20 protein-coding genes are annotated in these 22,383 nt (G+C 64.1%); 7 read left to right on the top strand and 13 right to left on the bottom strand.

Going from position 1 to position 22,383, the window contains the following annotated elements:
• Nucleotides 1–18: 18 nt before the first annotated feature.
• The gene (katB, locus tag A9971_RS30465) at nucleotides 19–1,560 is read right to left on the bottom strand and encodes a catalase KatB (RefSeq protein ID WP_183001046.1); all 1,542 of its coding nucleotides are present in this window, start codon (nucleotides 1,558–1,560) and stop codon (nucleotides 19–21) included.
• A 287-nt stretch (nucleotides 1,561–1,847) separates the two neighbouring features.
• Here katB and mscL point away from each other — a divergent pair, with 287 nt between their 5' ends.
• On the top strand, nucleotides 1,848–2,261 hold the full coding sequence (gene mscL, locus A9971_RS30470) for a large-conductance mechanosensitive channel protein MscL (RefSeq protein WP_011063583.1): 414 nt from the start codon (nucleotides 1,848–1,850) through the stop codon (nucleotides 2,259–2,261).
• Between the two features lie 47 nt (nucleotides 2,262–2,308).
• Here mscL and A9971_RS30475 read toward each other — a convergent pair whose 3' ends face one another.
• Nucleotides 2,309–3,085, bottom strand: coding sequence for a ferredoxin--NADP reductase (locus tag A9971_RS30475; RefSeq protein WP_019095097.1), 777 nt, complete (start codon nucleotides 3,083–3,085; stop codon nucleotides 2,309–2,311).
• A gap of 214 nt (nucleotides 3,086–3,299) precedes the next feature.
• Here A9971_RS30475 and A9971_RS30480 point away from each other — a divergent pair, with 214 nt between their 5' ends.
• Nucleotides 3,300–4,424 carry a methyltransferase gene (locus tag A9971_RS30480; protein ID WP_015637112.1) on the top strand — a complete coding sequence of 375 codons (1,125 nt, stop codon included), beginning with the start codon at nucleotides 3,300–3,302 and terminating at the stop codon, nucleotides 4,422–4,424.
• Nucleotides 4,425–4,520: 96 nt separating this feature from the next.
• Here the strand turns inward: A9971_RS30480 and A9971_RS30485 are convergent, their stop codons facing one another.
• From A9971_RS30485 to A9971_RS30495, 3 genes are all read right to left on the bottom strand, one after another.
• Complete coding sequence (locus A9971_RS30485) at nucleotides 4,521–4,688, bottom strand: DUF2474 domain-containing protein (protein ID WP_011063586.1); 168 nt, start codon at nucleotides 4,686–4,688, stop codon at nucleotides 4,521–4,523.
• A gap of 112 nt (nucleotides 4,689–4,800) precedes the next feature.
• A complete protein-coding gene (cydB, locus tag A9971_RS30490) occupies nucleotides 4,801–5,808 on the bottom strand; it encodes a cytochrome d ubiquinol oxidase subunit II (RefSeq protein WP_011063587.1) in 1,008 nt (335 codons plus the stop codon).
• 3 nt (nucleotides 5,809–5,811) lie between these two features.
• Nucleotides 5,812–7,251, bottom strand: a complete 1,440-nt coding sequence (locus tag A9971_RS30495; protein ID WP_011063588.1) for a cytochrome ubiquinol oxidase subunit I — start codon at nucleotides 7,249–7,251, stop codon at nucleotides 5,812–5,814.
• Nucleotides 7,252–7,824: 573 nt separating this feature from the next.
• On the opposite strand from A9971_RS30495, the gene A9971_RS30500 reads away from it, so the two are divergent.
• Nucleotides 7,825–9,063, top strand: a complete 1,239-nt coding sequence (locus tag A9971_RS30500; protein ID WP_019095094.1) for an MFS transporter — start codon at nucleotides 7,825–7,827, stop codon at nucleotides 9,061–9,063.
• 34 nt (nucleotides 9,064–9,097) lie between these two features.
• Here A9971_RS30500 and A9971_RS30505 read toward each other — a convergent pair whose 3' ends face one another.
• Nucleotides 9,098–9,394: a hypothetical protein gene (locus A9971_RS30505; RefSeq protein WP_047289358.1), complete on the bottom strand. Its 297-nt coding sequence runs from the start codon at nucleotides 9,392–9,394 to the stop codon at nucleotides 9,098–9,100.
• Between the two features lie 437 nt (nucleotides 9,395–9,831).
• On the opposite strand from A9971_RS30505, the gene A9971_RS30510 reads away from it, so the two are divergent.
• Together A9971_RS30510 and A9971_RS30515 are read left to right on the top strand one after the other, a co-directional pair.
• A complete protein-coding gene (locus A9971_RS30510) occupies nucleotides 9,832–10,110 on the top strand; it encodes a type II toxin-antitoxin system RelE/ParE family toxin (protein ID WP_183001047.1) in 279 nt (92 codons plus the stop codon).
• Nucleotides 10,111–10,125: 15 nt separating this feature from the next.
• Nucleotides 10,126–10,416, top strand: coding sequence for a HigA family addiction module antitoxin (locus A9971_RS30515; RefSeq protein ID WP_053154009.1), 291 nt, complete (start codon nucleotides 10,126–10,128; stop codon nucleotides 10,414–10,416).
• Between the two features lie 3 nt (nucleotides 10,417–10,419).
• Here A9971_RS30515 and A9971_RS30520 read toward each other — a convergent pair whose 3' ends face one another.
• The gene (locus A9971_RS30520; RefSeq protein ID WP_103407251.1) at nucleotides 10,420–10,971 is read right to left on the bottom strand and encodes a DJ-1 family glyoxalase III; all 552 of its coding nucleotides are present in this window, start codon (nucleotides 10,969–10,971) and stop codon (nucleotides 10,420–10,422) included.
• A 66-nt stretch (nucleotides 10,972–11,037) separates the two neighbouring features.
• Nucleotides 11,038–11,487 carry a DUF4879 domain-containing protein gene (locus A9971_RS30525; protein ID WP_019095092.1) on the bottom strand — a complete coding sequence of 150 codons (450 nt, stop codon included), beginning with the start codon at nucleotides 11,485–11,487 and terminating at the stop codon, nucleotides 11,038–11,040.
• A gap of 206 nt (nucleotides 11,488–11,693) precedes the next feature.
• On the opposite strand from A9971_RS30525, the gene A9971_RS30530 reads away from it, so the two are divergent.
• The gene (locus A9971_RS30530; RefSeq protein WP_015637118.1) at nucleotides 11,694–12,986 is read left to right on the top strand and encodes an NCS2 family permease; all 1,293 of its coding nucleotides are present in this window, start codon (nucleotides 11,694–11,696) and stop codon (nucleotides 12,984–12,986) included.
• Nucleotides 12,983–14,062 (top strand): tRNA (uridine(54)-C5)-methyltransferase TrmA, encoded by a 1,080-nt coding sequence (gene trmA / locus A9971_RS30535; RefSeq protein WP_183001048.1) that lies wholly within the window; start codon nucleotides 12,983–12,985, stop codon nucleotides 14,060–14,062. The genes A9971_RS30530 and trmA overlap by 4 nt, the downstream gene beginning before the upstream one ends.
• Nucleotides 14,063–14,233: 171 nt before the next feature.
• Here the strand turns inward: trmA and A9971_RS30540 are convergent, their stop codons facing one another.
• The 5 genes from A9971_RS30540 to A9971_RS30560 form a co-directional block, all read right to left on the bottom strand.
• Nucleotides 14,234–15,571 carry a TolC family outer membrane protein gene (locus A9971_RS30540; protein WP_183001049.1) on the bottom strand — a complete coding sequence of 446 codons (1,338 nt, stop codon included), beginning with the start codon at nucleotides 15,569–15,571 and terminating at the stop codon, nucleotides 14,234–14,236.
• Entirely contained in the window at nucleotides 15,568–16,917 is a 1,350-nt protein-coding gene (locus tag A9971_RS30545; RefSeq protein ID WP_183001051.1) for an HlyD family type I secretion periplasmic adaptor subunit, read from the bottom strand. Before A9971_RS30545 ends, A9971_RS30540 begins: the two co-directional genes overlap by 4 nt.
• On the bottom strand, nucleotides 16,914–18,707 hold the full coding sequence (locus A9971_RS30550; RefSeq protein WP_183001053.1) for a type I secretion system permease/ATPase: 1,794 nt from the start codon (nucleotides 18,705–18,707) through the stop codon (nucleotides 16,914–16,916). Before A9971_RS30550 ends, A9971_RS30545 begins: the two co-directional genes overlap by 4 nt.
• Before the next feature lie 218 nt (nucleotides 18,708–18,925).
• Nucleotides 18,926–19,543 carry a heme acquisition protein HasA gene (locus A9971_RS30555; RefSeq protein WP_183001055.1) on the bottom strand — a complete coding sequence of 206 codons (618 nt, stop codon included), beginning with the start codon at nucleotides 19,541–19,543 and terminating at the stop codon, nucleotides 18,926–18,928.
• An 83-nt stretch (nucleotides 19,544–19,626) separates the two neighbouring features.
• Nucleotides 19,627–22,332, bottom strand: a complete 2,706-nt coding sequence (locus A9971_RS30560) for a TonB-dependent receptor (RefSeq protein WP_053154025.1) — start codon at nucleotides 22,330–22,332, stop codon at nucleotides 19,627–19,629.
• Nucleotides 22,333–22,383 lie beyond the last annotated feature (51 nt).

Below are 22,383 nucleotides of genomic sequence, written 5' to 3' on the forward strand. Positions count from 1 at the left end.
CGGGTAAGGCTCGCTCGATCAGTCGCTCAACTTCGCCGCCAGGGCCTTGACTCGGGCCAGGTCGCCCTTGGCCACCTTGGTCACCCCAGTGCCGTATTCAGGGTCGGCCTTGTAAAGGAACGACAGCATGATGTGCTTGCTCTCATCATCAGTGGTGGCCAGGGAGCCGCCGAAGCTGTCGATCAGGTCCTGGCGTTCCTTCTTGCTGAAGGAGCGATACAGGTCACCGGCCTGCTTGAAGTTCTGCTCGCGCTGGATCTTCGCCTGCTGGGTGCTGCCCGCCAGCGCCATCTGGCTGTAGCGCGCGGTCTGCGGCTCTTCGCGTGGCATCAGGCGGCTTGGCTGGTAGTTGACCCCCATGCTGCTGTGGCCCAGGTTCATCGCGCCGTCCTGGTTGCCGTTGTTCACCGGGTTCTTCGGCGCGTTGATCGGCAGTTGCAGGGCATTGGCGCCGATGCGGTACATCTGGGTATCGGCATAGGAGAACACCCGGCCTTGCAGCAGGCGGTCTTCCGACGGTTCGATGCCTGGCACCAGATTGGCCGGTGCCATGGCCACTTGCTCGGTTTCCTGGAAGACGTTGGCCGGATTGCGGTTCAACACCATCTGCCCGACTTTGCGCTCGGGCACACCGGGCCAGATCTTGGTAGCGTCCAGCGGGTCGAAATCAAACTTGGCCAGGTCTTCGGGTTTCAATACCTGGACATACAAGTCCCACTTGGGAAAGTCCCCTTTATTAATGTGGGTTACCAAGTCATTAGTCATATGGCTGTAATCGCGGCCCTGTACCTCCACCACTTGTTTCGGGTCGAGATTCTTCAGACCCTGCAGGCTCTTCCAGTGGAACTTCACGTAGTGCACTTCGCCCTTGGCGTTGATCAACTTGTAGGCATGCACACCATTACCGTCCATTTCCCGGTAACTGGCCGGAGTGCCGGAGTTGGAATACAGCTCGGTCAGAGTACGGGTGGCTTCTGGAACATGGGAGAAGAAGTCGAAACGCCGCGAGTCATCGTCGAGATTGGTGCGCGGATCGGGTTTGAACGCATGCACCATGTCCGGGAACTTGATGGCATCACGAATGAAGAAGGTCGGGAAGTTGTTGCCCACCAGGTCCCAGTTACCGTCCGCGGTATAGAACTTGGTGGCGAAGCCCCGTGGATCGCGCAAGGTTTCCGGGGAGTGGTTGCCATGCACCACCGCCGAGAAACGCACGAATACCGGGGTCACTTCGCCGGCGGCAAACACCTTGGCACGGGTCAGGTCCGTGAGGTTGTCGGTTACCGTGAAAGTACCGTGGGCACCCGTGCCACGGGCATGCACCACACGCTCTGGAATGCGCTCGCGGTCGAACCGCTGGAGTTTCTGAATCAACTGCACGTCTTGCAACAGCACCGGGCCGGTGGCGCCCGCAGTCTGCGAATTCTGGTTGTCGCCCACTGCCGCACCGTTGTCGCGGGTCAGCGTGGCGGCCTGTACGGAAAGGGAAAGCATACTGGCGGCAAGCACGCCCAGTACGCGTCGCTGGGAAAGACTCCCAAGGCCAAGAGAAGCGGTCATGTTGTATTCCTCTAGTTATATAAGGCGCATCTCGATGCGCCTGCTAGAGGCTAGTGACTAAATATTTGAAAGATAAATAGAAAGGCCGTAACCGCTCGATTGACAGAATGTACTGGTTATATCGTGGGGCGCGGGGTATATCGCGCGCGACTTGATGGCACTTTGAATAAACTATTTGCCTCTTTATCGGTCGATAACCCCGCGAGCTGTAAAAAGTTGTTTCGGCAAAATACTTTTTGCTGAATTACACTGCCGTAACCAACCTCATCTGTAGCAAGGAATAACCTATGGGCGTGCTAAGTGAATTCAAGGCCTTCGCGGTCAAAGGTAATGTGGTCGATATGGCCGTCGGTATCATCATCGGCGCCGCGTTCGGCAAGATCGTCTCGTCCTTTGTTGGCGACGTGGTCATGCCGCCAATCGGCCTGCTGATCGGTGGGGTGAACTTCGGGGATCTGGCGGTCACCCTCAAGGCGGCTGCGGGCGATACGCCGGCAGTGGTCTTGGCGTACGGCAAGTTCATCCAGAGCATCATCGACTTCGTGATCATTGCCTTCGCCATCTTCATGGGGGTCAAGGTGATCAACCGTCTCAAGCGCGAAGAGGCCGTGGCCCCGACGCTGCCGCCGGTGCCGACCAAGGAAGAAGAGCTGCTGGGGGAGATCCGCGACCTGCTCAAGGCTCAGAACAACAAGCCCTGAGGCTGATCCCGCAATACGACAACGGCGCCCTGATGGCGCCGTTTTCATTACCAGTAGTTTTCCACCGCCACCTGCCCCGGTCGCCGGGTCAGGCTCAGGCTCATGCCCCGCTGCTTGAGCAGGGCGCGGGTGTCATCGATCATCTGCGGGTTGCCGCAGAGCATCACCCGGGAGTGCTCGGGGCTCAGCTCCACGCCGGCGGCACGCTCCAGCTCACCGTTCTCGATCAACTGGGTGATGCGCCCGTTGAGGCTGCCCGGATGCTGCTCGCGGGTCACGGTGCTGATGAATTGCAGCTTGTGGGCAAATTCCGCCAGGTATTCGCGCTGGGGCAACTCGGCCAGCAGGCGCTGATAGGCCAGCTCCTTGGCCTCGCGCACGCTGTAGACCAGGATGATGCGTTCGAATTTTTCCCACACCTCGAAGTCCTGGAGGATCGACAGGAACGGCGCAATCCCGGTGCCGGTGGATAGCAACCAGAGGTCGCGACCATCGACGAAACGGTCCAGGGTCAGGTAACCAAAGGCCTGGCGATCCACCAGCAGGCTGTCCCCCACTTCCAGGCGGCTCAGCTCGCTGGTGAACTCGCCGCCGGGCACCACGATGGAAAAGAACTCGAGAAACTCATCGAACGGCGACGACACCATGGAATAGGCGCGCCACACCGTACTGCCGTCGGCCTTGGTCACCCCGAGGCGAGCGAACTGCCCGGCACGAAAGCGAAAACCCGCATCCCGGGTGGTGCGCAGGGTGAACAGGCTGGAGGTCAGGGGCTGGACCTCGAGCAGGGTCTGGCGGGTGTACTTTTCTTCACTGGCAGTCATGACAGGCTCCACAAAACCGATGCGCTAGTGTCCCGCAAAGCGCCGCGCAGAAACACCGGCGGTTTGTAGTGGCATAGAGCGCGGGCAATCAGCGACAAAAAAACGTACCATTTAGCCCCGCTTCGAACAGCCCGCGCTGCCGCTGTCCGAAGGTTCCCGTGCGCTCGACAGCCCCCACCGCCGGGACATTCACCGATTACCTAGAGTCCGCCCCATGCCCCTGCTTGCAAGCCCCTTCGCCCAGCTCGACCTGATCCGCCAGCCCGAACAGCAGAACGAGCCACTGCAAGCCTTCGACGCGGCGGACGAATACCTGCTCAATCACCTGGCCGAACAACAACCGGCCAGCGACACCCGGGTGCTGGTGCTCAACGACAGCTTCGGCGCCCTGGCCGCGAGCCTGCTGGGCAAGGTCCAGGTCAGCAGCAGTGGCGACTCTTACCTGGGCGCCCTGGCCCTGGAAAAGAACCTGGTGCGCAACGGCCTGCCCTTCGACGCCGTGCGTGTGGTGCCGGCCAGCGAGCCCCTGGCCGGCCCCTTCGACCGGGTGCTGATCCGCGTCCCCAAGACCCTGGCCCTGCTGGAAGAGCAACTGATCCGCCTGCAAGGGCAGCTGGCCCCCGGCGCCCAGGTGGTGGCGGCGGCGATGGTCAAGCACCTGCCCCGCGCCGCCGGTGATTTGCTGGAGCGCTACATCGGCCCGGTCCAGGCCTCGCTGGCGGTGAAAAAGGCTCGGCTGCTGATTGCCACGCCGCAAGACAAGCAGCCCGTCGTGTCGCCCTACCCGACCCGCTATCGCCTGGAACAGCCGGCCATCGAGCTGCTCAACCACGCCAACGTGTTCTGCCGCGAAGGCCTGGACATCGGCACCCGCGCCTTCCTCCCGCACCTGCCGCAGAACCTCGGCAGCGCCCGGGTCGCGGACCTGGGCTGCGGCAACGGCGTCCTGGCCATTGCCAGCGCCCTGGACAACCCCCAGGCCCATTACACCCTGGTGGACGAATCCTTCATGGCGGTGCAATCGGCCCGGGAGAACTGGCAGGCCGTGCTGGGCGAGCGCGAAGCCCAAATGCGAGCCGGCGACGGCCTGGCCGGACAGGCAGCGCAATCCCTGGAGGTGGTGCTGTGCAACCCGCCGTTCCACCAGCAGCAGGTGGTGGGCGACTTCCTCGCCTGGCGCATGTTCCAGCAGGCCCGGGAGGCCCTGGTGGTAGGGGGCGCACTGTACATCGTCGGCAACCGCCACCTGGGCTACCACAGCAAGCTGGCGCGGCTGTTCCGCGGCGTCGAGCAAGTGGCGGCAACCCCCAAGTTCGTCATCCTCAAGGCCCGCAAGTAAGGGCTCGCCAGAACACAGCGGCCTTTTCGACAGGCAAAAAAAACCCTCCACCAAGGGAGGGTTGAAACCGAGCCGCAAGGCAACGGGATGGGATGATCAGTGGGTGGTCAGGCCTGCGGCATTCATGAACATGCGCATCAGGCTGGCGACCACGAACAGGGCCAGGACACTGCCGCCCCAGATCATTACCAGCCAACCCAGGCGCTGCCACAGCGGCTTCTTTTCCGCCTGTTCGATTTCCTGCAAAGAGTGTTTACCGCTCATGACCTCAACTCCTGCCTAACCCGTATTCCCGTAGGAGCTGGCGTGCCAGCGAAAGCGACCGCAAGCTCGGCGCAAGGCGCGAAGGCCTCTTCGCCGGCAAGCCGGCTCCTACCTAGTGATAACCGTCTTCGTGGGTGACCTTGCCGCGGAACACGTAGTAGCTCCAGAAGGTATAACCCAGGATGAACGGGATGATGAACAAGGTGCCCACCAGCATGAAGCCCTGGCTCTGCGGCGGCGCGGCGGCGTCCCAGATGGAGATCGACGGTGGCACTATGTTCGGCCACAGGCTGATGCCCAGGCCGCTGTAGCCGAGGAAGATCAGCACCAGGGTCAGCAGGAACGGCGTGTAGTGGGCGTTGCGGGCCACGGCGCGGAGCAGGCCGTACATGGTCACCAGCACCAGGATCGGCACCGGCAGGAACCAGAACAGGTTCGGCAGGGTGAACCAGCGCGCGGCAATCTCGGCGTGGGCCAGGGGCGTCCAGATGCTGACGACGCCGATCACCGCCAGCACCACGTAGGCCAGGGGCCGCGCCAGGTCATGCATCTGCAGTTGCAGCTTGCCTTCGGTCTTCATGATCAGCCAGGTGCAACCGAGCAAGGCATAGGCCACCACCAGCGCCAGGCCGCAGAACAGGGTGAACGGGGTCAGCCAGTCCAGGGAACCGCCGGCGAACTGGCGGTTGACCACCGGCAGGCCATCGATAAATGCCCCCAGGGCCACGCCCTGGAAGAAGGTCGCCGCCACCGAGCCGCCGATGAAGGCCTTGTCCCAGATGTGGCGCTTGTCTTCCTTGGCCTTGAAGCGGAACTCGAAGGCCACGCCGCGGAAGATCAGGCCCACCAGCATCAGGATCAGCGGCAGGTAGAGTGCCGAGAGCACCACCGAGTAGGCCAGCGGGAAGGCGCCGAACAACGCCGCGCCCCCCAGTACCAGCCAGGTTTCGTTGCCGTCCCAGACAGGCGCGACGGTGTTCATCATTACGTCACGGTCGCGGTCGTCCTTGACGAACGGGAAGAGAATCCCGATCCCCAGGTCGAAGCCGTCCATGACCACGTACATCATGATGCCGAAGATGATAATCACGGCCCAGAGCAGCGGAAGATCAATACCCATGACTCAGTTCCCCTTGTTCAGGCGGGTGCCGTGGTCGGCGTCGTGGTCATCGTCGGCTGCGGACAGCGGACGGGCCGGGGTGCGTTTCTGGCCGGGGCCACCGTGGCTGGTTTCGGCACCTTCGTTGGTAACCGGGCCTTTGCGCACCAGGCGCATCATGTAGCCGATACCCACGCCGAACAGCGAGAAGTACACCACCACGAACAGCGCCAGGGTGATGCTCATCTGCACAAAGCTGTGGCCGGAAGAGGCATCCGCCGTGCGCATCAGGCCATAGACCACCCACGGCTGGCGGCCGATCTCGGTGGTGAACCAGCCGGCCAGGATCGCGATCAACCCGGACGGGCCCATCCACAACGCCAGGTACAGGAACGGGCGCGAGGTGTAGAGGGTGTCGCGCTTGCGCAGCCAGAGGCTCCACAGGCCGGTGAAGATCATCAGCATGCCCAGGCCGACCATGATCCGGAACGACCAGAAGACGATGGTCGAGTTGGGCCGGTCCTCGGGTGGGAACTCCTTGAGCGCCGGCACCTGCTTGTCCAGCGAGTGGGTGAGGATCAGGCTGCCCAGGTAAGGGATTTCCACCGCGAAGCGGGTTTTCTCGGCCTTCATGTCCGGCCAGCCAAAGAGGATCAGTGGGGTCGGCTCGTTGCCGACGTTCTCCCAGTGGCCTTCGATGGCGGCGATTTTCGCCGGCTGGTGCTTGAGGGTGTTGAGGCCATGGAAGTCGCCGATCACCGCCTGCACCGGCGCCACGATCAGGGCCATCCACATGGCCATCGACAGCATGCGACGAATGGCCGGGTTGTCCCGCCCGCGCAGCAAGTGCCAGGCTGCGGACGAACCGACGAAGAACGCCGTGGCGACGAACGCCGCTACAGCCATGTGCGCCAGGCGATAGGGGAATGACGGGTTGAAGATCACCGCCAGCCAATCCACCGGGATCACCTGGCCGTTGACGATTTCATAGCCTTGCGGGGTCTGCATCCAGCTGTTGGACGAGAGGATCCAGAACGTCGAGATCAGGGTGCCGATGGCCACCATCACCGTGGAGAAGAAGTGCAGCTTGCGCCCGACCTTGTTCCAGCCGAACAGCATCACCCCGAGGAAACCGGCTTCGAGGAAGAAGGCCGTGAGCACTTCATAGGTGAGCAAGGGGCCGGTGACGGACCCGGCAAAGTCCGAGAAGCGGCTCCAGTTGGTGCCGAACTGGTAGGCCATCACCAGGCCGGAGACCACGCCCATGCCGAAGTTGACGGCAAAGATCTTCGACCAGAAGTGGTAGAGATCGCGGTAGGTGTCGTCGCGGGTCTTCAGCCAGAGGCCTTCGAGTACCGCCAGGTAGCTCGCCAGGCCGATGGTGATCGCCGGGAACAGGATATGGAACGAGATGGTGAACGCGAACTGAATTCGGGCGAGATCAAGAGCCTCTAAACCGAACATAAGCTTTCCTCTATCAGGTAATACCGGCTGCCGGCCAGAGGCCTGCACCCACTGCCCCCACGGATATGGAGTGCGGCGAATTCGGATTCGTTCTTTTTTAAACCATCGCTACGCAGGGAGTCTGGCACTTGGGCCACCACATCAGCCTTTGCAAAAAGGTTTTGATCTGGATCAAGCAACATTGAAAGAGTAGTCCTAATTTCGCCATGCAACTCTGTGGTTATTTGCCGCGTGACAGCTTGCCTCACCCTCTCAAGCCCGGGGTTTTCCCGGCTTTTCCCCACCCAAAACGCCTGTAGCCGCTGCTGAGCCTGCGAAGCTGCGAAAGGCCGGGCCGCGTTCGGTACGCAGGGCCTTGGCTGGCAACTTCCCGTCGAACCTGCGGCGTATTCAAGATCCTGGCGTCTCCTTCGGAGCCGTTCGCAGCCTGCGGCAACGGCTACAGGGTTCGCGACCAGGTGTTCGAGCGAAAAACAAGATAGATGCGCGGCTAACGAATTTTCCCCGAGCCGCAACTATTGGTTACATCTTGGTGATAATCTCGTGGCACTCCCCGCTCAGATCTACCGCCCGATGCCCAGCCAAGACCCTCTGCTGCTCCGTCACCATCGTCCGTTCATCGCGTTCTGGCTGGCGCGGATCTTTACCGCCAGCGGCTTCCAGATGCTCACCGTGGCCATTGGCTGGAACCTCTACCAACTGACCGGCAATGTGCTGGACCTGGGTCTGGTGGGGCTGGTGGAATTCGCCCCGCGGGTGCTGTTCATGCTGCACACCGGGCATGTGGCCGACCGCTACGACCGGCGTCGGGTGGCGGCCATCTGCCAGTCGCTGCAAGCCCTGATCGCCCTGGCCTTGGCCGTCGGCAGCCTGACCGACAGCGTCACCCGGGAAATGATCTTCATCCTGGCCTTCCTGCTCGGCGGCGCCCGCTCCTTCGAAATGCCCACCACCCAGGCCCTGCTGCCGAGCATCGTGCCCGCGGCGCTGTTTCCCCGGGCGGTGGCCGCCGCGCAATCGGCGCAGCAGTCGGCGACCATCGTCGCCCCGGCCTTGGGCGGGTTGCTGTACGCCTTCGGCAGCGTCTGGGTCTACGGCCCCACCGTGGTCCTGTACCTGATCGCCTGCCTGCTGATGCTCAACCTGCCGGCCCGGCAGACCCCGTTGAACAAGGGCAAGGCCACCCTCGATTCGCTGCTGGCGGGCATCCGCTTCATCCGCAGCCGCCCGGACATCCTCGGCGCCATCTCCCTGGACCTGTTCGCGGTATTGCTGGGTGGCGCCACCGCGCTGCTGCCGGTGTTCGCCAAGGACATCCTGCTCACCGGCCCCTGGGGCCTGGGGCTGCTGCGTTCGGCGCCAGCGGTGGGGGCCTTGCTGATGTCCCTGTGGCTGGCGCGTTTTAGCGTCGAGCGCAAGGTCGGGCGGGTGATGTTCACCGCGGTCGGGGTGTTTGGCGTGGCCACCATCGCCTTCGGCCTCTCGACTTCGTTCTGGTTTTCCCTGGCGGTGCTGGTGGTGCTGGGGGCGGCGGACATGATCAGCATGGTGATCCGCGCCTCCTTCGTGCAACTGGAAACCCCGGACGAAATGCGCGGCCGGGTCAGCGCGGTGAACGGCCTGTTCATCGGCGCTTCGAATCAGTTGGGGGAGTTCGAATCCGGGCTGACCGCCCACTGGTTCGGCACGGTGCCGGCGGTGGTGCTGGGCGGGGTCGGCACGCTGCTGGTGACCGGCGTCTGGATCAAGCTGTTCCCGACCCTGGCCCAGCGCGATCGGATGATCGAACGGGTCGAGCAACCCAAGGCCTGAAGCCGCGCCGGGCTGGCGCGGCCAGGTTCAAGCCTCAGTGGCTGGGCTGAGCCTCAGCACAGGATCGCCATTTCGCCGCCTCCAGCAGGTCGCAACCATCCTGGGTCAGCACATAGAGCACGTCGATGATGTGGGGAATGTCCTTCACATCGCCGTGGCTGAAGTTCAGGCAGCAGAGGGTTTCCAGCAGATTGGCAGCCGTGCGCATGCGTTGCTCGGCGGCTTCGTGCAGCGCCTCAGGGGAGGCATTGGCGTTGATAAAAAACACACCTGGCCGGCTTATGTTGGATTTAAGCGGCACATAGTGAGCAGCAGTTTTCGGGGTATTCATCATTAGATCCTTCTTTATGAATGACCGCCCCAATCGTGACCAAACGATGGGTGGCGGACTGTGCACAGGTTGGTCAACCGGGAAGAAGGCACCCGGCACACCCGAAGGTGTCCCGCGCACAGCCCACCATTAAGCGTGCGGACACGAAAAAGTGCCTGCAAACCAGGGTGGCGCGTGCGCCTTCTAATTTCGGGTGACCAAACCCGGCCGCTGAATTGGCAGCGACGGCGCGAACTATAGGGGTGATGGGACGGGCGGTGCAACAAGCGGCTGGTTAGCCTTTGTTACCCGTTCACAAGCCCCGTGCCCGACTCCTTGCCGAACCGAGCTGCGACAGAGAAACGCCCCGTGGGGGGCCTCGTAACAGGTTATTGATCATTCTCTGCAATACAAAACCGCTACGAAGCGTGTAAGGTATCGCCTTACACTCGCACCCCATGATCAAGTCCTTTCAGCACAAAGGCCTGCACGCCTTCTATGAAACCGGGTCGACTCGTGGAATACGGGCCGAGCATGCACGCCGGTTGGCCCGCCAGCTGTCGTTCATGGATCACGCCAGCGAACCGGCAGACCTCAATCTGCCGGGCTGGCGGCTGCACCCGCTCAGGGGCGACCTGCTTGGCTACTGGTCCCTGGTAGTGTCCGGCAACTGGCGAGTGATCTTTCGTTTCGTAGGTTCGGATATCGAGCTGGTGGATTATCTGGACTACCACTGAACAGGAGGCAGGATCATGCCCATCCACAACCCGCCCCACCCCGGTGACACCCTGCGCCTGGATATCTTGCCCGAACTGGGCATCAGCGTGACGGAGCTCGCGCGGCATATCGGCTACGCCCGCCCGCACCTGTCCAAGGTGTTGAACGGCCATGCGCCAATCCGCGCGGAACTGGCGGTCAAGCTGGAACGCGCCGGAATCGGCAAGGCCAAGGTCTGGCTGGCGGTACAGGCCGATTACGACATCTGGCACACCGAGCAGGAACTGCAACCGCTGATCGAGCCCATCGTGGCCCATGTTGGCTGAGCCCTAAACCAGCAGCTCTCCAGCCACCTTGGCGCGCTTGCCGCGACCGCACAGCGCTTCCACCAGGGCCAGGGCAAACGCCAGGGCCGCGGCGGAGCTCTGGGCGGTGATGCAGTTGCCATCCACCACCACCGGCTGGTCGACAAAGGTGCAGCCCAGCAGATGATGGCTGGCGCTGGGCAGGCAGGTCATGCGCCGCTGGCGCAGCACGCCATACGCCTGCAAGGCCAGGGCCGGGGCTTCGGCGATGCCGGCGAACAGGCGCCCCGCTGCGGCCTGATCCTTGACCAATTGCTGCAGCGGTTGATGGGCCGCCAGGTGCTGGGCGCCCACCGCGCCGCCGGGCAATACGATCAGGTCGAAGCGTTGGGCCAGCACGTCCACCAGCATGGCGTCGGCGGTCAAGCGGGTGCCCCGGGCGCAGGTGAGCATGCGCCGGCCTTCGACGCTGGCGGCCAGCACTTCGACTTCGGCACGGCGCAATACGTCGATCAGGGTCACGCTTTGCAGGTCGTCGATGCCTTCGGCAAGGGTGACCAGGGCTCTGAAGGTCATGGGGATGACTCCGCGTGGAGGTCTTTAAAGCTTAGTCAGCTTTGCCGGCTGCCGTTCAGGGCGCCGTCACTTGATGTAGATCTGCGCGCCCAGGCTGTTGCCCGGGGCGTTGAGCGAGGTGTTGCGAAAGCTGAAGGTGCCCTCCTGCTTGCCCGCCAGGTCGAAGACATAGACATAGCCGACGGTAGTCCCCGAGTTGCCGCAGGGCACATAGCTGGAGCCGTCCTCGCACACCGGCGAGCGGGTGCCATCGACCTCGAAGCCGTCCAGGGTCACATGGGGCTCGCGGCCGTAGCCGATCTCCAGCACGTAGACCTTGATGTTCGGGCCGTTGTGATCGCACTGGGTCCGTTCACGGCCGTCGGAGACATCCTCCAGGCCGCAGGAAGGTGACAGCACCTTGAGAATCTCCACCCGGCTCAGCGGCGGGGCCGAGCGCGCCATGACCGGGGCCGCCAGCCAGCAGGCTGTCGCGCCGAGCAATGCCAGGGCTGTCATTTTCACTGTGCTGCGCATAAATCCCCCCTAAAACCAGGGCGCAGTATGCGCTACTTGCCAGCGCGGCAAAACATCGCCGACGATCGCAGCCATTGGCCCACGCTGCTGGTATGATGCGCGGCTTTTTCCGACCCAGAGCAAATCCGCAGGCACCTTATAAAGTCTGTGCTTTGCTGTTGGAGTCGATACATTCACGGCGCCCGGCGGCGCCACGGGGAGCAGACATGCTGGAAAGGCTGTTTCAACTCAAGGCACACAACACCAACGTGCGCACCGAGATTCTTGCGGGCGTGACCACCTTCCTGGCCATGGCCTACATCCTTTTCGTCAACCCGAGCATTCTCGGCGAGACGGGCATGGACAAGGGCGCGATCTTCGTTGCCACCTGCCTGGCGGCGGCCATCGGTTCCACCGTCATGGGCCTGATCGCCAACTACCCGATCGCCCTGGCACCGGGCATGGGCCTGAACGCCTTCTTCACCTACACCGTGGTCCTGCACATGGGCCACACCTGGCAGGTGGCCCTGGGTGCGGTATTCATCTCGGCGGTGCTGTTCTTCCTGCTGTCGATCTTCCGCATCCGCGAATGGATCATCAACAGCATCCCCCTGCCCCTGCGCTCGGCCATTGCCGCCGGTATCGGCCTGTTCCTGGCGCTGATCGCCCTGCATAACGCCCAGATCGTCGTGGGCAACGAGTCGACCCTGGTCGGCCTGGGCGACCTGAGCAAACCGGCCCCTATCCTCGCGGCCCTGGGTTTTGCCCTGATCGTGGCCCTGGAAGCCCTGAAAGTGCGCGGCGCGGTGCTGATCGGCATTCTCGCGGTGACCGTCGTCTCCATTCTCATGGGCGTCACCCCGTTCGGCGGCGTGACCTCGATGCCACCGTCCCTGGCCCCGACCTTCCTGCAACTGGACATCAAGGGCGCCCTGGATATCGGCCTGATCAGCGTGATCTTCGCCTTCCTGTTCGTCGATCTGTTCGACAACTCCGGCACCCTGATCGGCGTCGCCAAGCGCGCCGGCCTGATGGGCAAGGACGGCCACATGCCGAAAATGGGCCGGGCGCTGATCGCCGACAGCACCGCCGCCATGGCCGGTTCCTTGCTGGGCACCTCGACCACCACCAGCTACATCGAATCCGCGGCGGGCGTGAGCGCCGGCGGCCGCACCGGCCTGACCGCCATCGTGGTCGCGATCATGTTCCTGCTGGCGCTGTTCTTTTCGCCACTGGCAGCCAGCGTACCCGCCTTCGCCACCGCACCGGCCCTGCTGTTCGTCGCCGTGCTGATGACCTCGGGCCTGGCAGAAATCGACTGGGAAGACATCACCGTCGCCGCTCCCGTGGTCGTCACCGCCCTGGCCATGCCGTTCACCTATTCCATCGCCAACGGCATCGCCTTCGGCTTCATCGCCTGGACCGTGATCAAACTGCTGTCGGGCCGTGCCCGTGAGCTGAACGCGCCCCTGGTGATCCTGTCGATCCTGTTCGTGATCAAGCTCGGTTACCCCGCATGACTTTTGACGCCGCAAGCTACACCACCCAGTTGAATGACAAGGTCGCGCGCTTGCGCGACCTGCTGGCCCCCTTCGATGCCCCCGAGCCCCAGGTCTTCGACTCGCCCCTGCAGAACTTCCGCCTGCGGGCAGAGTTCCGCCTGTGGCGCGAGGCCGGGGAACGGCACTACGCGATGTTCTCCCAGGACGACAAGCGCACGCCGATCCTCATCGAGGAGTTCCCCATCGCCAGCCAGCGCATCAACCAGTTGATGCCCCGGCTCAAGGCCGCCTGGCAAGCCAGCGCGCCCCTGAGCCACAAGCTGTTCCAGGTGGAGTTCCTCACCACCCTGGCCGGCGACGCGATGATCACCCTGTGCTATCACCGCCCGCTGGACGAGCACTGGCACAAGGCGGCGAGCCAACTGGCCGCCGACCTCAAGGTCAGCGTGATCGGCCGTTCCAAGGGCAAGCGCGAAGTCATCGGCCAGGACTACGTGGTGGAAAAGCTCGAAGTCGGCGGGCGTACCTTCAGCTACCGCCAGCCCGAAGGCGCCTTCACCCAGCCCAACGGCACGGTGAACCAGAAGATGCTCAACTGGGCCTATGAAGCCCTGGGCGAGCGCCAGGACGACCTGCTGGAGCTGTATTGCGGCAACGGCAACTTCACCCTGCCCCTGGCCACCCGGGTGCGCAAGGTGCTGGCCACCGAGATCAGCAAGACCTCGGTGAATGCCGCCTTGAGCAACCTCAGCGAAAACGCTATGGATAACGTCACCCTGGTGCGTTTGTCGGCCGAAGAGCTGACCGAAGCCCTGAACGAAGTTCGGCCGTTCCGCCGCCTGCAGGGCGTGGACCTCAAGAGCTACGAATTCGGCAGCGTGTTCGTCGACCCGCCTCGGGCCGGCATGGACCCGGACACCTGCGAACTGACCCGGCGCTTCGACAACATCCTGTACATCTCCTGCAACCCGGAAACCCTGGCGGCCAACATCGCCCAGTTGCACGACACCCACCGCATCACCCGTTGTGCTCTATTCGACCAGTTCCCCTGGACCCACCACATGGAATCCGGGGTTTTGCTGACCCGCCGCTGATTTGCCGTGCAATAGCCAACAGCCGTCCTCGTGACGGCTGTTTGCATTCTGCCGCCCTCCCGCTCCGTAGGAGCCGGCTTGCCGGCGAAGGGGCCCTTGAGCCTTGCGCCAATCTGGCCGACGCTTTCGCTGGCAAGCCAGCTCCTACAGGGGGCGGTACGGCAATGGGGTTCAGCCCAGGGGGCGGAAGTAACCGGCCAGTTGCTGCAGGTCCTGTTCGTTGAGCAGGCCGGCGTAATACTTGAGCTGAATCCGCGCCAGCAGGTAGGCATGCCGGGCATCCGCCAGGTCGCGACGGGCGGTGAATAGCTGTTGTTCTGCATCCAGGACGTCGAGGTTGACCCGCTCGCCGCCGTGCACGCTCTTCTGGGTCGCGGTCACCAGGGCCTCGGCGGAGCTGACGGCCATTTCATAGGCCCGGACCTTGGCCGCGGCGCTGGTGTTGAGGTTGAACTGCTTGCGCAGTTCGTTGAGGGTGGTGGCGGTCTTGGCGTCCAGTTCGAACTGGGCCTGGGACAGCTGGCTGGCCGCCTGTCGGGTCGAGGCCGATACCGAGCCACCGGCAAACAGCGGCAGGCTGACCTGGATGCCCACGGTATTGGTGTCGTACTTCTGGTTGTAGGAGCTTTCCGAATCGGAACTGGTTTGACGGCTGCTGGCATACAAACTCACCTTGGGCAGGTGCCCGGCGCGCTTGCGCTCCACTTCGTACTCCGCCACTCGCAGCGCCTGCTGCTGGGACGCCAGGTCCGGGTTGTTGGCCATGGCCAGGTCACGCCAGCTGTCGAAGCGGTTGGGCAGCAGCGGCTGGATCTGGAACTGCCGGGTCAGCGGATCCAGTTCGTCGATCTGCAACGGTTCGCCGACTATGGCTTGCAGCTCGCGCAGAGCGGCATCCTGCTGGTCCTGGGCCTCGATCTCCTGCGCCAGGGCCAGGCTCAGCCGGGCCTGGGTCTCCAGCACATCGGTGCGGGTGCCCTCGCCGCCCTTGAGCAGGCGCTCGTTGAGCTGCAAGCGTTCGGCGTAGGCACGCTTCTGCGCCCGGCTCAGTTCGATACGCTCCTGGGCCAGCAGCGCCTGGCTGTAGGCACTGAGCAGGCGCACCGCCAGTTCCTGACTCTTGCCGCGAAAGCGTTCGTCGGAAAACAGCGCCTGGGCCGAGCCCTGGCGGTAGCGCGCATAGGCTTCGTAGTCCAGCAGCGGTTGCTGCAGGGTCAGGGTCGAGGCGTAGCTGCGGTAGTCCCGGTCATTGGTGACATCACCGCGAACGGTCTCCTGGGTCACTTCGGACTGGTTGCGCGAATTGTTATAGCTCCAGGACAGGTTCGGCAGCAGCCCGGCACGGCCAATGGCCCGGTTCTCTTCCCCGGCATCGCGCTCCTTGATCGCCGCCTGGAAGGTCGGGTCATTGCGCAAGGCCAGGTCATAGGCGTCCAGCAACCCCAAGGCCCGGACCGACGGGCTGCTCAACAGGCACAGCAGGGGCAGGTAGCACCAGGCTCGAATCATTCTTCCACCAACGCCATGTGAGTACGGTCAAGCAGGGGCTTGAACAGGTAGTTGAGCATCGAACGTTCGCCGGTACGGACAAAGGCTTCCACCGGCATGCCCGGGCGGATCTGCAAGCCCTGCAACTGCTGCATGCCCTGGGCGCTGACCGTGGCCCGCAAGGTGTAGTAAGGCTCCTCGGTGCGCTCGTCCACCTGCCGGTCGGCGGACACCAGGGTCACCTCCCCCGGCACCCTGGGCGTGGTGCTCTGGTTGAAGGCCGAGAACATCAGCTCCACGGGCAGCCCCGGGTGCACCTTGTCCACCAGTTGCACCGGCACCCGGGCCTCCACCAGCAGGGGTTCGTCCTGGGGCACGATGTCCATCAGCGGCTGGCCCGGCTTGATCACCCCGCCCTCGGTGTACACCTCCAGCCCCACCACCACCCCGGCGGCCGGGGCGCGCACCTGGCTGTTGGCCAGTTCGAACTGGGCGGAGGCCAGGCGATTGCGCAGGTCCTCGGTACGCACCCGGGTATCGGCCAACTGGCTGCGCAGGTCTTTCTGGAAATCCTCGGTGGTCTGGCGGATGCGCAGGCGCAGTTCGAGGATCTGCCGCTGCAACTGGCCGATGCGGCCGAAGTCCTCGGCGATCGAGCCGTCGATCTGCGCGTACAGGCGCTCGCTGTCCAGCAGCCGGTTGCGCGGGATATAGCCGTCCCGGGCCAGTTCCCGCAGGCCCTGCAACTGTTCATTCAAGGCGCGGCGCTGCGCCAGCTTGCTGGCCTGGGAATCCCGGGTGCCACGCAACTGCGCCTCGGAGCCGGCGATGGTTTCGGCAATCCCCTGCTGCTCCATGCTCAGGGCCTGGCGCCGGCTGCTGAACAGCTGCCGTTGCAGCGCCAGGCTGGCGGCCACGTCCGGCTCGCTGGCCAGGGCCTGAAGTTGCGGGTCGAAGACGATATCGCTGGCGCCGTCGCGCTCGGCATTGAGCCGCGCTTCGCTGGCCAGCGAGCCCAGGTACTGGCTGCGCAGGGACTGCATCTGGGTGCGCAGCGGCGTCTCGTTGAGGCGAAGCAGCACCTGCCCGGCGCTGACCCGGTCGCCTTCCTTGACTTCGATCCGCTCGACGATGCCGCCGCTCTGGTGCTGCACGGTCTTGCGATGGCCCGAGACCATGACCTTGCCCGACACCGCCACGCCCTTGTCCAGCGGCGCCAGGGCGGCCCAGCCGATAAACCCGGCAAAACCTCCCAGCACCAGGAGCCAGCCCAGCCGCGAATACTTCCTGTCGTCCAGGGACAACACATTGCTGGCGGCCGGCCCCGCGACCGGCGCAACAGAGCCTGTGGATAAACTCGCCTTCATGCTTTTTTCCCTTCGCCGCCGGCCACGCCCAAGCGGTAGTTCATGTTCAAGCTGGTCACCGGGCTGCTCGCCGGATTGCTCATCGGTACAGCCGGCGGCGCGGCCTTGGCCTTCTGGTTCGCCTCCAGCACCCGCGCCGTCGGACCGTAGGCCTGCAACTGGCCGTCGCGCAGGATCATCAACTGGTCGGTCAGGGTCAGCACGTTGGGCTTGTGGGTGATCAGCACCAGGGTCCGCTGCCGCTGCTTGAGCTGGCTGATGGTTTGCAGCAGCGCCTGCTCACCGGCCTCATCGAGGTTGGAATTGGGCTCGTCGAGCACGATCAGCGCCGGCAGGCCATACAGGGCCCGGGCCAGGCCAATGCGCTGGCGCTGGCCGCCGGACAACCCGGCACCGCCCTCGCCCAGGCGCGTGTCATAGCCCTGGGGCAATTGCAGGATCAGTTCGTGCACCCCGGCCATTTGTGCGGCCTGCAGGACCTGATCCGAGTCCAGCTGGGCAAAACGCGCTATGTTCTCGGCGATGCTGCCGGCGAACAGCTGGATGTCCTGGGGCAGGTAACCGATATGCGGCCCCAGTTGCTGCCTGTCCCACTGAGCCAGGTCTGCGCCATCCAGGCGTACCTTTCCCGTCAGGGGCGTCCAGGCACCGACCAGCAGCCGGGCCAGGGTCGACTTGCCACAGCCGGAAGGGCCGATCACCCCCAGCACCTGGCCAGCCTCCAGGGTGAAGCCAAGGTTGCTCAAGGCCGGGCGACGGCTGCCCGGGGCACAGGCGCTCAACTGCTCGACGCTCAACTTGCCCTTGGGCGTCGGCAGGCTCATGCGTGCCGGGCGCGGCGGGTTGGCCTGCAACAACTCGGACAAACGCTCGTAGGCCAGGCGCGCCGAACTCCATTGCTTCCATACCGCGATCAACTGGTCGATGGGGCTGAGCACGCGGCCCATTAGGATCGAGCCGGCGATCATCATCCCCGGGGTGATCTGGCCCTGCACCGCCAGCCAGGCGCCCAGGCCCAGCACCAGGGACTGCAGGGCCATGCGCACGCCCTTGGACCAGGCGCTGATGGTGGCGGTCTTTTCGCTGGCCAGGTTCTGCTGGGCGAGAAAGCCCTGGTGGCCGATGAACCAGCGCTCGCGCAGGGCGCCGAGCATGCCCATGGCTTCGATCGCGTCGGCATTGCGCAGGTTGGCGGTGGCCTGCTGGCTGGTGATGATCGACAACTGGCTGGCCTGGGCCAGGGGTGCCTGGCAGATATGCTGGTTGATCCAGGCCAGCGCCACCAGCAGCACCGCGCCGGCCAGGGCCAGCAGGCCGAGCCAGGGGTGAAAGAGAAAGATCACCAGCAGGTAGACCGGAAACCAGGGCGCATCGAAGAACGCGAACAAGGCATTGCCGGTGGCGAACTGGCGCAGCGCGGTCAGGTCGTTCAAAGCCTGGCCGGCGGCCTGGGGGCTGCCCTTGAGCTGGGCTTCGAAAGCGGCGTCATACACCCGCTGGTTCAGGCGCATGTCCATCTGGGTACCGAGGTGGATCACCACCTGGCTGCGCACCCACTCCAACGCCCCCATCAGGCCGAACAGGCCGAGGATCATCAGCGTCAGCATCAGCAGGGTCATCTGATTGCCCGAGGCCAGCACCCGGTCGTAGACCTGCAGCATGTAAAGGGCCGGGGCCAGCATCAGCAGGTTGATCACCGCCGAGAACAGGCCGATGTTGAAAAAGCCGCCCTTGTAGGCCGTCAAGGCCGCCAGCGTCTCGGAAGCGGCAAGTGGATTCGGCCTGCTCATCAAGGTGTCCTGTGGAGAGTGTAGGGTTACAGGGCCTTCCGCTCGGGCAGAGCGGAACGACAAGAGGCGCGCCCGGTGCGTTGACAGGCACCACGGCGCTCCCCAGAATTTGCCACCGCCGCCGCCCTGGCCTTCGAAAACTCGGGCGACGGAGGTGAGTCAAGCCAGCGAATGGAGGAGCGATCCTGCATTCGCTTTTTTATGCCTCAGGCCTGCACTCAGGCGGCCAGCACCCAGTCCTGGGCCACGTCCTGCACACCCACCAGGCCAACATCGGCAGCGGCTGCGGCAGCCGGATTGACGTGAGCAACGCCAGCAGCGGCCAGGTCGTCGAAGGTGGAGTTCACCGACAGGCTTGGGTCGATCGCCTTGAGCAGGGCATCGATCTCGCCGGCCAGCGCCGAGCTGTCGCCACTCATCAGGCCGTAGACCACCTTGTGCACTTCGCCTGCACGGCCTTCTTCCTTCAGGCTGTTGAGGCCCAGGTTGGTGAAGCTGACTTCCTGGCTGACCAGGTTGTAGTTGCTGCCCGAACCACCGGCGAGGGTGTCGCCCAGGGAGATAGTGTCCACCGAGCCCCAGAGGGTGTGGCTCGGGTTGCTGAACAGGGTGTAGTGCAGGTTGCCGTCGGCGACGAAGGCCGCATCACTGGCGGTGCTCTTGATGGCGTACTGGGTGCCGTCGAACGGGCCCGGGTTGAAGCCACCGGTGTTGGTGCCGTCGACCACTTCGCCTGGGCGGTGGTTGACGTCGCCGAAGTAGGCCGACCAGTCAGTCAGGTATTGCGCAACAGTATTACCGCCGTAGGTAGCGCTGTAAGAGATCGAAATGCTCATGCAAAACTCCAATACATTAGGGGGGTCATGTCCGCAGCACGCCACTGCCTGCTGCGGTTTTGCCCATCAATGGGCAAAAGCGGTCAGAACTGATACTCCACGGTGCCCTGCAAGGTCCGGCCACGGCCGAGGGTGAAGGCCAGGACATCGCCGAGGGGCACCAGGTAGGCGCGGTCGGTAACGTTTTCCATGGCCAGGCGCAGGGTCAGTTCTTCAGTGGCCCGGTAGCTGCCATACAGGTCGTAGACGGTGTAGGGCTTCCAGTCGGCCGGGTAGACGCCGGTCTGGCTCACGGTGCCGGTGGCGGAGCCGGCGATCGAATAGCCGGCGCTGTAGCGGGCCCGGGCGCCGATATCCAGCTTGCGGTCGAAAAAGCGTGCGCCCAGGGTCAGGGTGCCGCGGTCCATGGGCATGTGTTCGGCCGAACCGAGGATCGCCGCATTGCAGCGGCTGGCGTTGTTGGCCGCATCATCGGGGCGCATGCCGGTGACGATCGCACCACGCCCGCTGCCATTCTTCACCGGCTGGGTCACGCCCCCCAGCCAGGCGATTTTCGTGCAGAAATCGTTGTCGCCGATCATGCGGGTGTAGTTCAGCTGGCCGTAGGCGCGGCCGGCGTCATAGTCCAGCTGGTACTCCACGCCCTTGAAGCGGGTGCTGCTGAGGTCGTTGACATAGGCACTGTTGCCGATGCCGGGCGAGCCGTAGCCAGGGGGCTGCACACCCATGGCCATATAGATGAAGTCATCGACCCGGGTATCGAAGTACGCCACCTTGATCCCCAGGCGGTCATCGTTGAACCAGAGGTTTTCCTTGAAGACGTTGACCCCCGCTTCCCAGGTGCTGGAACGCTCCGGCTTGAGGAAGGGGTTGGGGAAGGTGCTCTCCGAGCCGCCGCCGTGGGGCCGGCCGGTGATCATGGTTTCGGTCACCGCCGGTGGCCGCCAGCCCTTGCCATAGCTGGCGAACAACTGCAGCCATTCGACGCCCGGCTTGACCGACAGGCCGAAGGTCGGCGAGAAGCGCCCTTCCTCGTTGTCGATGTCATAGGCCACCGGCACCGAAATCTGCTGGGGCGTCTTGCCGATCACGAAGGTGCGGGTGTTGATTCCGGTCTCGCCCCGCAGGCGGTAGCGGTCGTAGCGCAAACCGGCGTTGAGGTTCAGCCAGCCGTCGTAGTCGAAATCCAGGCGGGTGAACAGGCTGCCCAGGGCACGATCGCCCTCGGGGGTCATGCTGGCCGCGGGCGAAGCGCTGACCGCCGATCCTTTGGGCACCGGCTGGCTGGAGTCGGGGCGGACCTTGTCATAGAAGAACTCCAGGCCGTAGTTGGCCTTCAGCGTGGCCAGCTCGCCGAGCGCGAAGGTCGAGGTGTTCTGCGCCTGAGCGCCATAGGTGTCGGTCTGGTAGGTGATCGAGTAGCCGGGGCTGCTGCGCCGGGTCAGGGTGCTCTGGTCGTTGCTGTTGTCGACGTAGTAGAGCTTGGCCTTGAAGTCGATCAGCGGGTTGTCCGGCGTGTAGCTGTAGTCGAGGCCGAAGTTCTGCGAGCGCACATCGCTGCTGCCGAGCTTTTCCCAGAGCTGTTGCTTGTTCTCGACGTTCATCATGTTGGCGTCGTCGTAGGACACCTGGGTGGTCAGGTAGCTCAGTTGCAGGCGCTGGTCCTGGGGCAGGTTGAGCCCCAGCTTGGCCAGGCGCGAACGCATCACGGAAGCGGAATAGGCCACCTTGGAATTCTTCACCCGGTCATTGATCGACGGGTCCATCCAACTGCCGGTACGCAGCTCGCCAATGCCGCCCTTGGTCCCCGGGTTGTAGTCCCCCAGGTGCCGTTCACTGGCGGCCAGCAGCATGTCCCAGACCTCGGTGCCGATGGCGAAGGCGGTGCTGCCGATGAAATGGGTACCGTTGCTGCGGCCACCCAGGCCGCTGGTCACGCGGATCCGGCCACCGATTTCCTGGCCGGGCTTGAGCAGGTCACGGGCTTCGACGGTGCGAAAATTGGCGACCCCGCCAATCACCCCGGCGCCGCCCATGGTCGAAGTGGCGCCCTTCTCCACCACCACCTCGGAGAGCAGCTCGGGGTCGACGTAGAGGGTGCCGTTGCGCTGCTGGTGGCCGCTCTGCTGGTAGTTCTGGCGCATGCCGTCCACCGACATGTTGACCCGGCCATAGTCCTGGAGGCCGCGGATATTCACGGACAGGCCCGGGTCCTGCTGGCTGACTGCCGAATACACACCGGAGGTTTCCTCCAGCATGTCGGCCGCGTGCCGGGGCGGGTTGCGATCGAGCTGCTCGCGGCCGACCACGCTCACCGAACGTGGCGCGTTATACACCCAGTCGCTCTGGCGGCCTTCGAGGTTGCCGGAGATGGTGGTGGGCGCCAGGGCCAGGGCGCCGTCACGGCCGGTTTCCACCCGGTTCAGGGTCACTTGGCGCTCGCCGGTGAAGCGGTACTGCACCGGCGCATTGCCCAGCAGCCGCGCCAGGCCCTCCTCGGCGCTGTAGCGGCCCTTGAGCGGCGAGCTGTGCAAGCCATGCAGGCGCAGGCTGTCGAACAGCACCTGCACCCCGGCCTGCTCGGCAAACACCAGCACCGCACTGCCGAGAGCCTGGGCGGGGATATCGAAATCCATCTCGCGTTGCTGCTGGGCGCTCTGTGGGGCTGCACCCACAGGCTCTGCCGCGTGCAGCAAACCGCCTCCTGCCAACAGCCCTGCGACGCCCAAGTGAATGGCCAGGGCCAAACGACTTGCTGCGTGAATTCCAGTGCGACTGCCTACCCTCATGTCCCTTGTTCCTGCGCTGGCTATTTTTGTTTATGCGAATGCATCTCAATT

The organism is Pseudomonas sp. UME65, from assembly GCF_014170225.1.
GTDB classification, from domain to species: domain Bacteria; phylum Pseudomonadota; class Gammaproteobacteria; order Pseudomonadales; family Pseudomonadaceae; genus Aquipseudomonas; species Aquipseudomonas protegens.

Coding starts and splice junctions, on each gene's coding strand:
- A9971_RS30510 (WP_183001047.1), top strand. CDS start 9,832: ATGATCAAGTCCTTTCAGCACAAAGGCCTGCACGCCTTCTATGAAACC.
- A9971_RS30540 (WP_183001049.1), bottom strand. CDS start 15,571: ATGATTCGAGCCTGGTGCTACCTGCCCCTGCTGTGCCTGTTGAGCAGC.
- A9971_RS30560 (WP_053154025.1), bottom strand. CDS start 22,332: ATGAGGGTAGGCAGTCGCACTGGAATTCACGCAGCAAGTCGTTTGGCC.
- A9971_RS30525 (WP_019095092.1), bottom strand. CDS start 11,487: ATGCGCAGCACAGTGAAAATGACAGCCCTGGCATTGCTCGGCGCGACA.
- A9971_RS30485 (WP_011063586.1), bottom strand. CDS start 4,688: ATGAGCGGTAAACACTCTTTGCAGGAAATCGAACAGGCGGAAAAGAAG.
- A9971_RS30515 (WP_053154009.1), top strand. CDS start 10,126: ATGCCCATCCACAACCCGCCCCACCCCGGTGACACCCTGCGCCTGGAT.
- A9971_RS30520 (WP_103407251.1), bottom strand. CDS start 10,971: ATGACCTTCAGAGCCCTGGTCACCCTTGCCGAAGGCATCGACGACCTG.
- A9971_RS30500 (WP_019095094.1), top strand. CDS start 7,825: ATGCCCAGCCAAGACCCTCTGCTGCTCCGTCACCATCGTCCGTTCATC.
- katB (WP_183001046.1), bottom strand. CDS start 1,560: ATGACCGCTTCTCTTGGCCTTGGGAGTCTTTCCCAGCGACGCGTACTG.
- trmA (WP_183001048.1), top strand. CDS start 12,983: ATGACTTTTGACGCCGCAAGCTACACCACCCAGTTGAATGACAAGGTC.
- A9971_RS30480 (WP_015637112.1), top strand. CDS start 3,300: ATGCCCCTGCTTGCAAGCCCCTTCGCCCAGCTCGACCTGATCCGCCAG.
- A9971_RS30550 (WP_183001053.1), bottom strand. CDS start 18,707: ATGAGCAGGCCGAATCCACTTGCCGCTTCCGAGACGCTGGCGGCCTTG.
- A9971_RS30555 (WP_183001055.1), bottom strand. CDS start 19,543: ATGAGCATTTCGATCTCTTACAGCGCTACCTACGGCGGTAATACTGTT.
- A9971_RS30545 (WP_183001051.1), bottom strand. CDS start 16,917: ATGAAGGCGAGTTTATCCACAGGCTCTGTTGCGCCGGTCGCGGGGCCG.
- A9971_RS30475 (WP_019095097.1), bottom strand. CDS start 3,085: ATGACTGCCAGTGAAGAAAAGTACACCCGCCAGACCCTGCTCGAGGTC.
- A9971_RS30530 (WP_015637118.1), top strand. CDS start 11,694: ATGCTGGAAAGGCTGTTTCAACTCAAGGCACACAACACCAACGTGCGC.
- A9971_RS30495 (WP_011063588.1), bottom strand. CDS start 7,251: ATGTTCGGTTTAGAGGCTCTTGATCTCGCCCGAATTCAGTTCGCGTTC.
- cydB (WP_011063587.1), bottom strand. CDS start 5,808: ATGGGTATTGATCTTCCGCTGCTCTGGGCCGTGATTATCATCTTCGGC.
- mscL (WP_011063583.1), top strand. CDS start 1,848: ATGGGCGTGCTAAGTGAATTCAAGGCCTTCGCGGTCAAAGGTAATGTG.
- A9971_RS30505 (WP_047289358.1), bottom strand. CDS start 9,394: ATGAATACCCCGAAAACTGCTGCTCACTATGTGCCGCTTAAATCCAAC.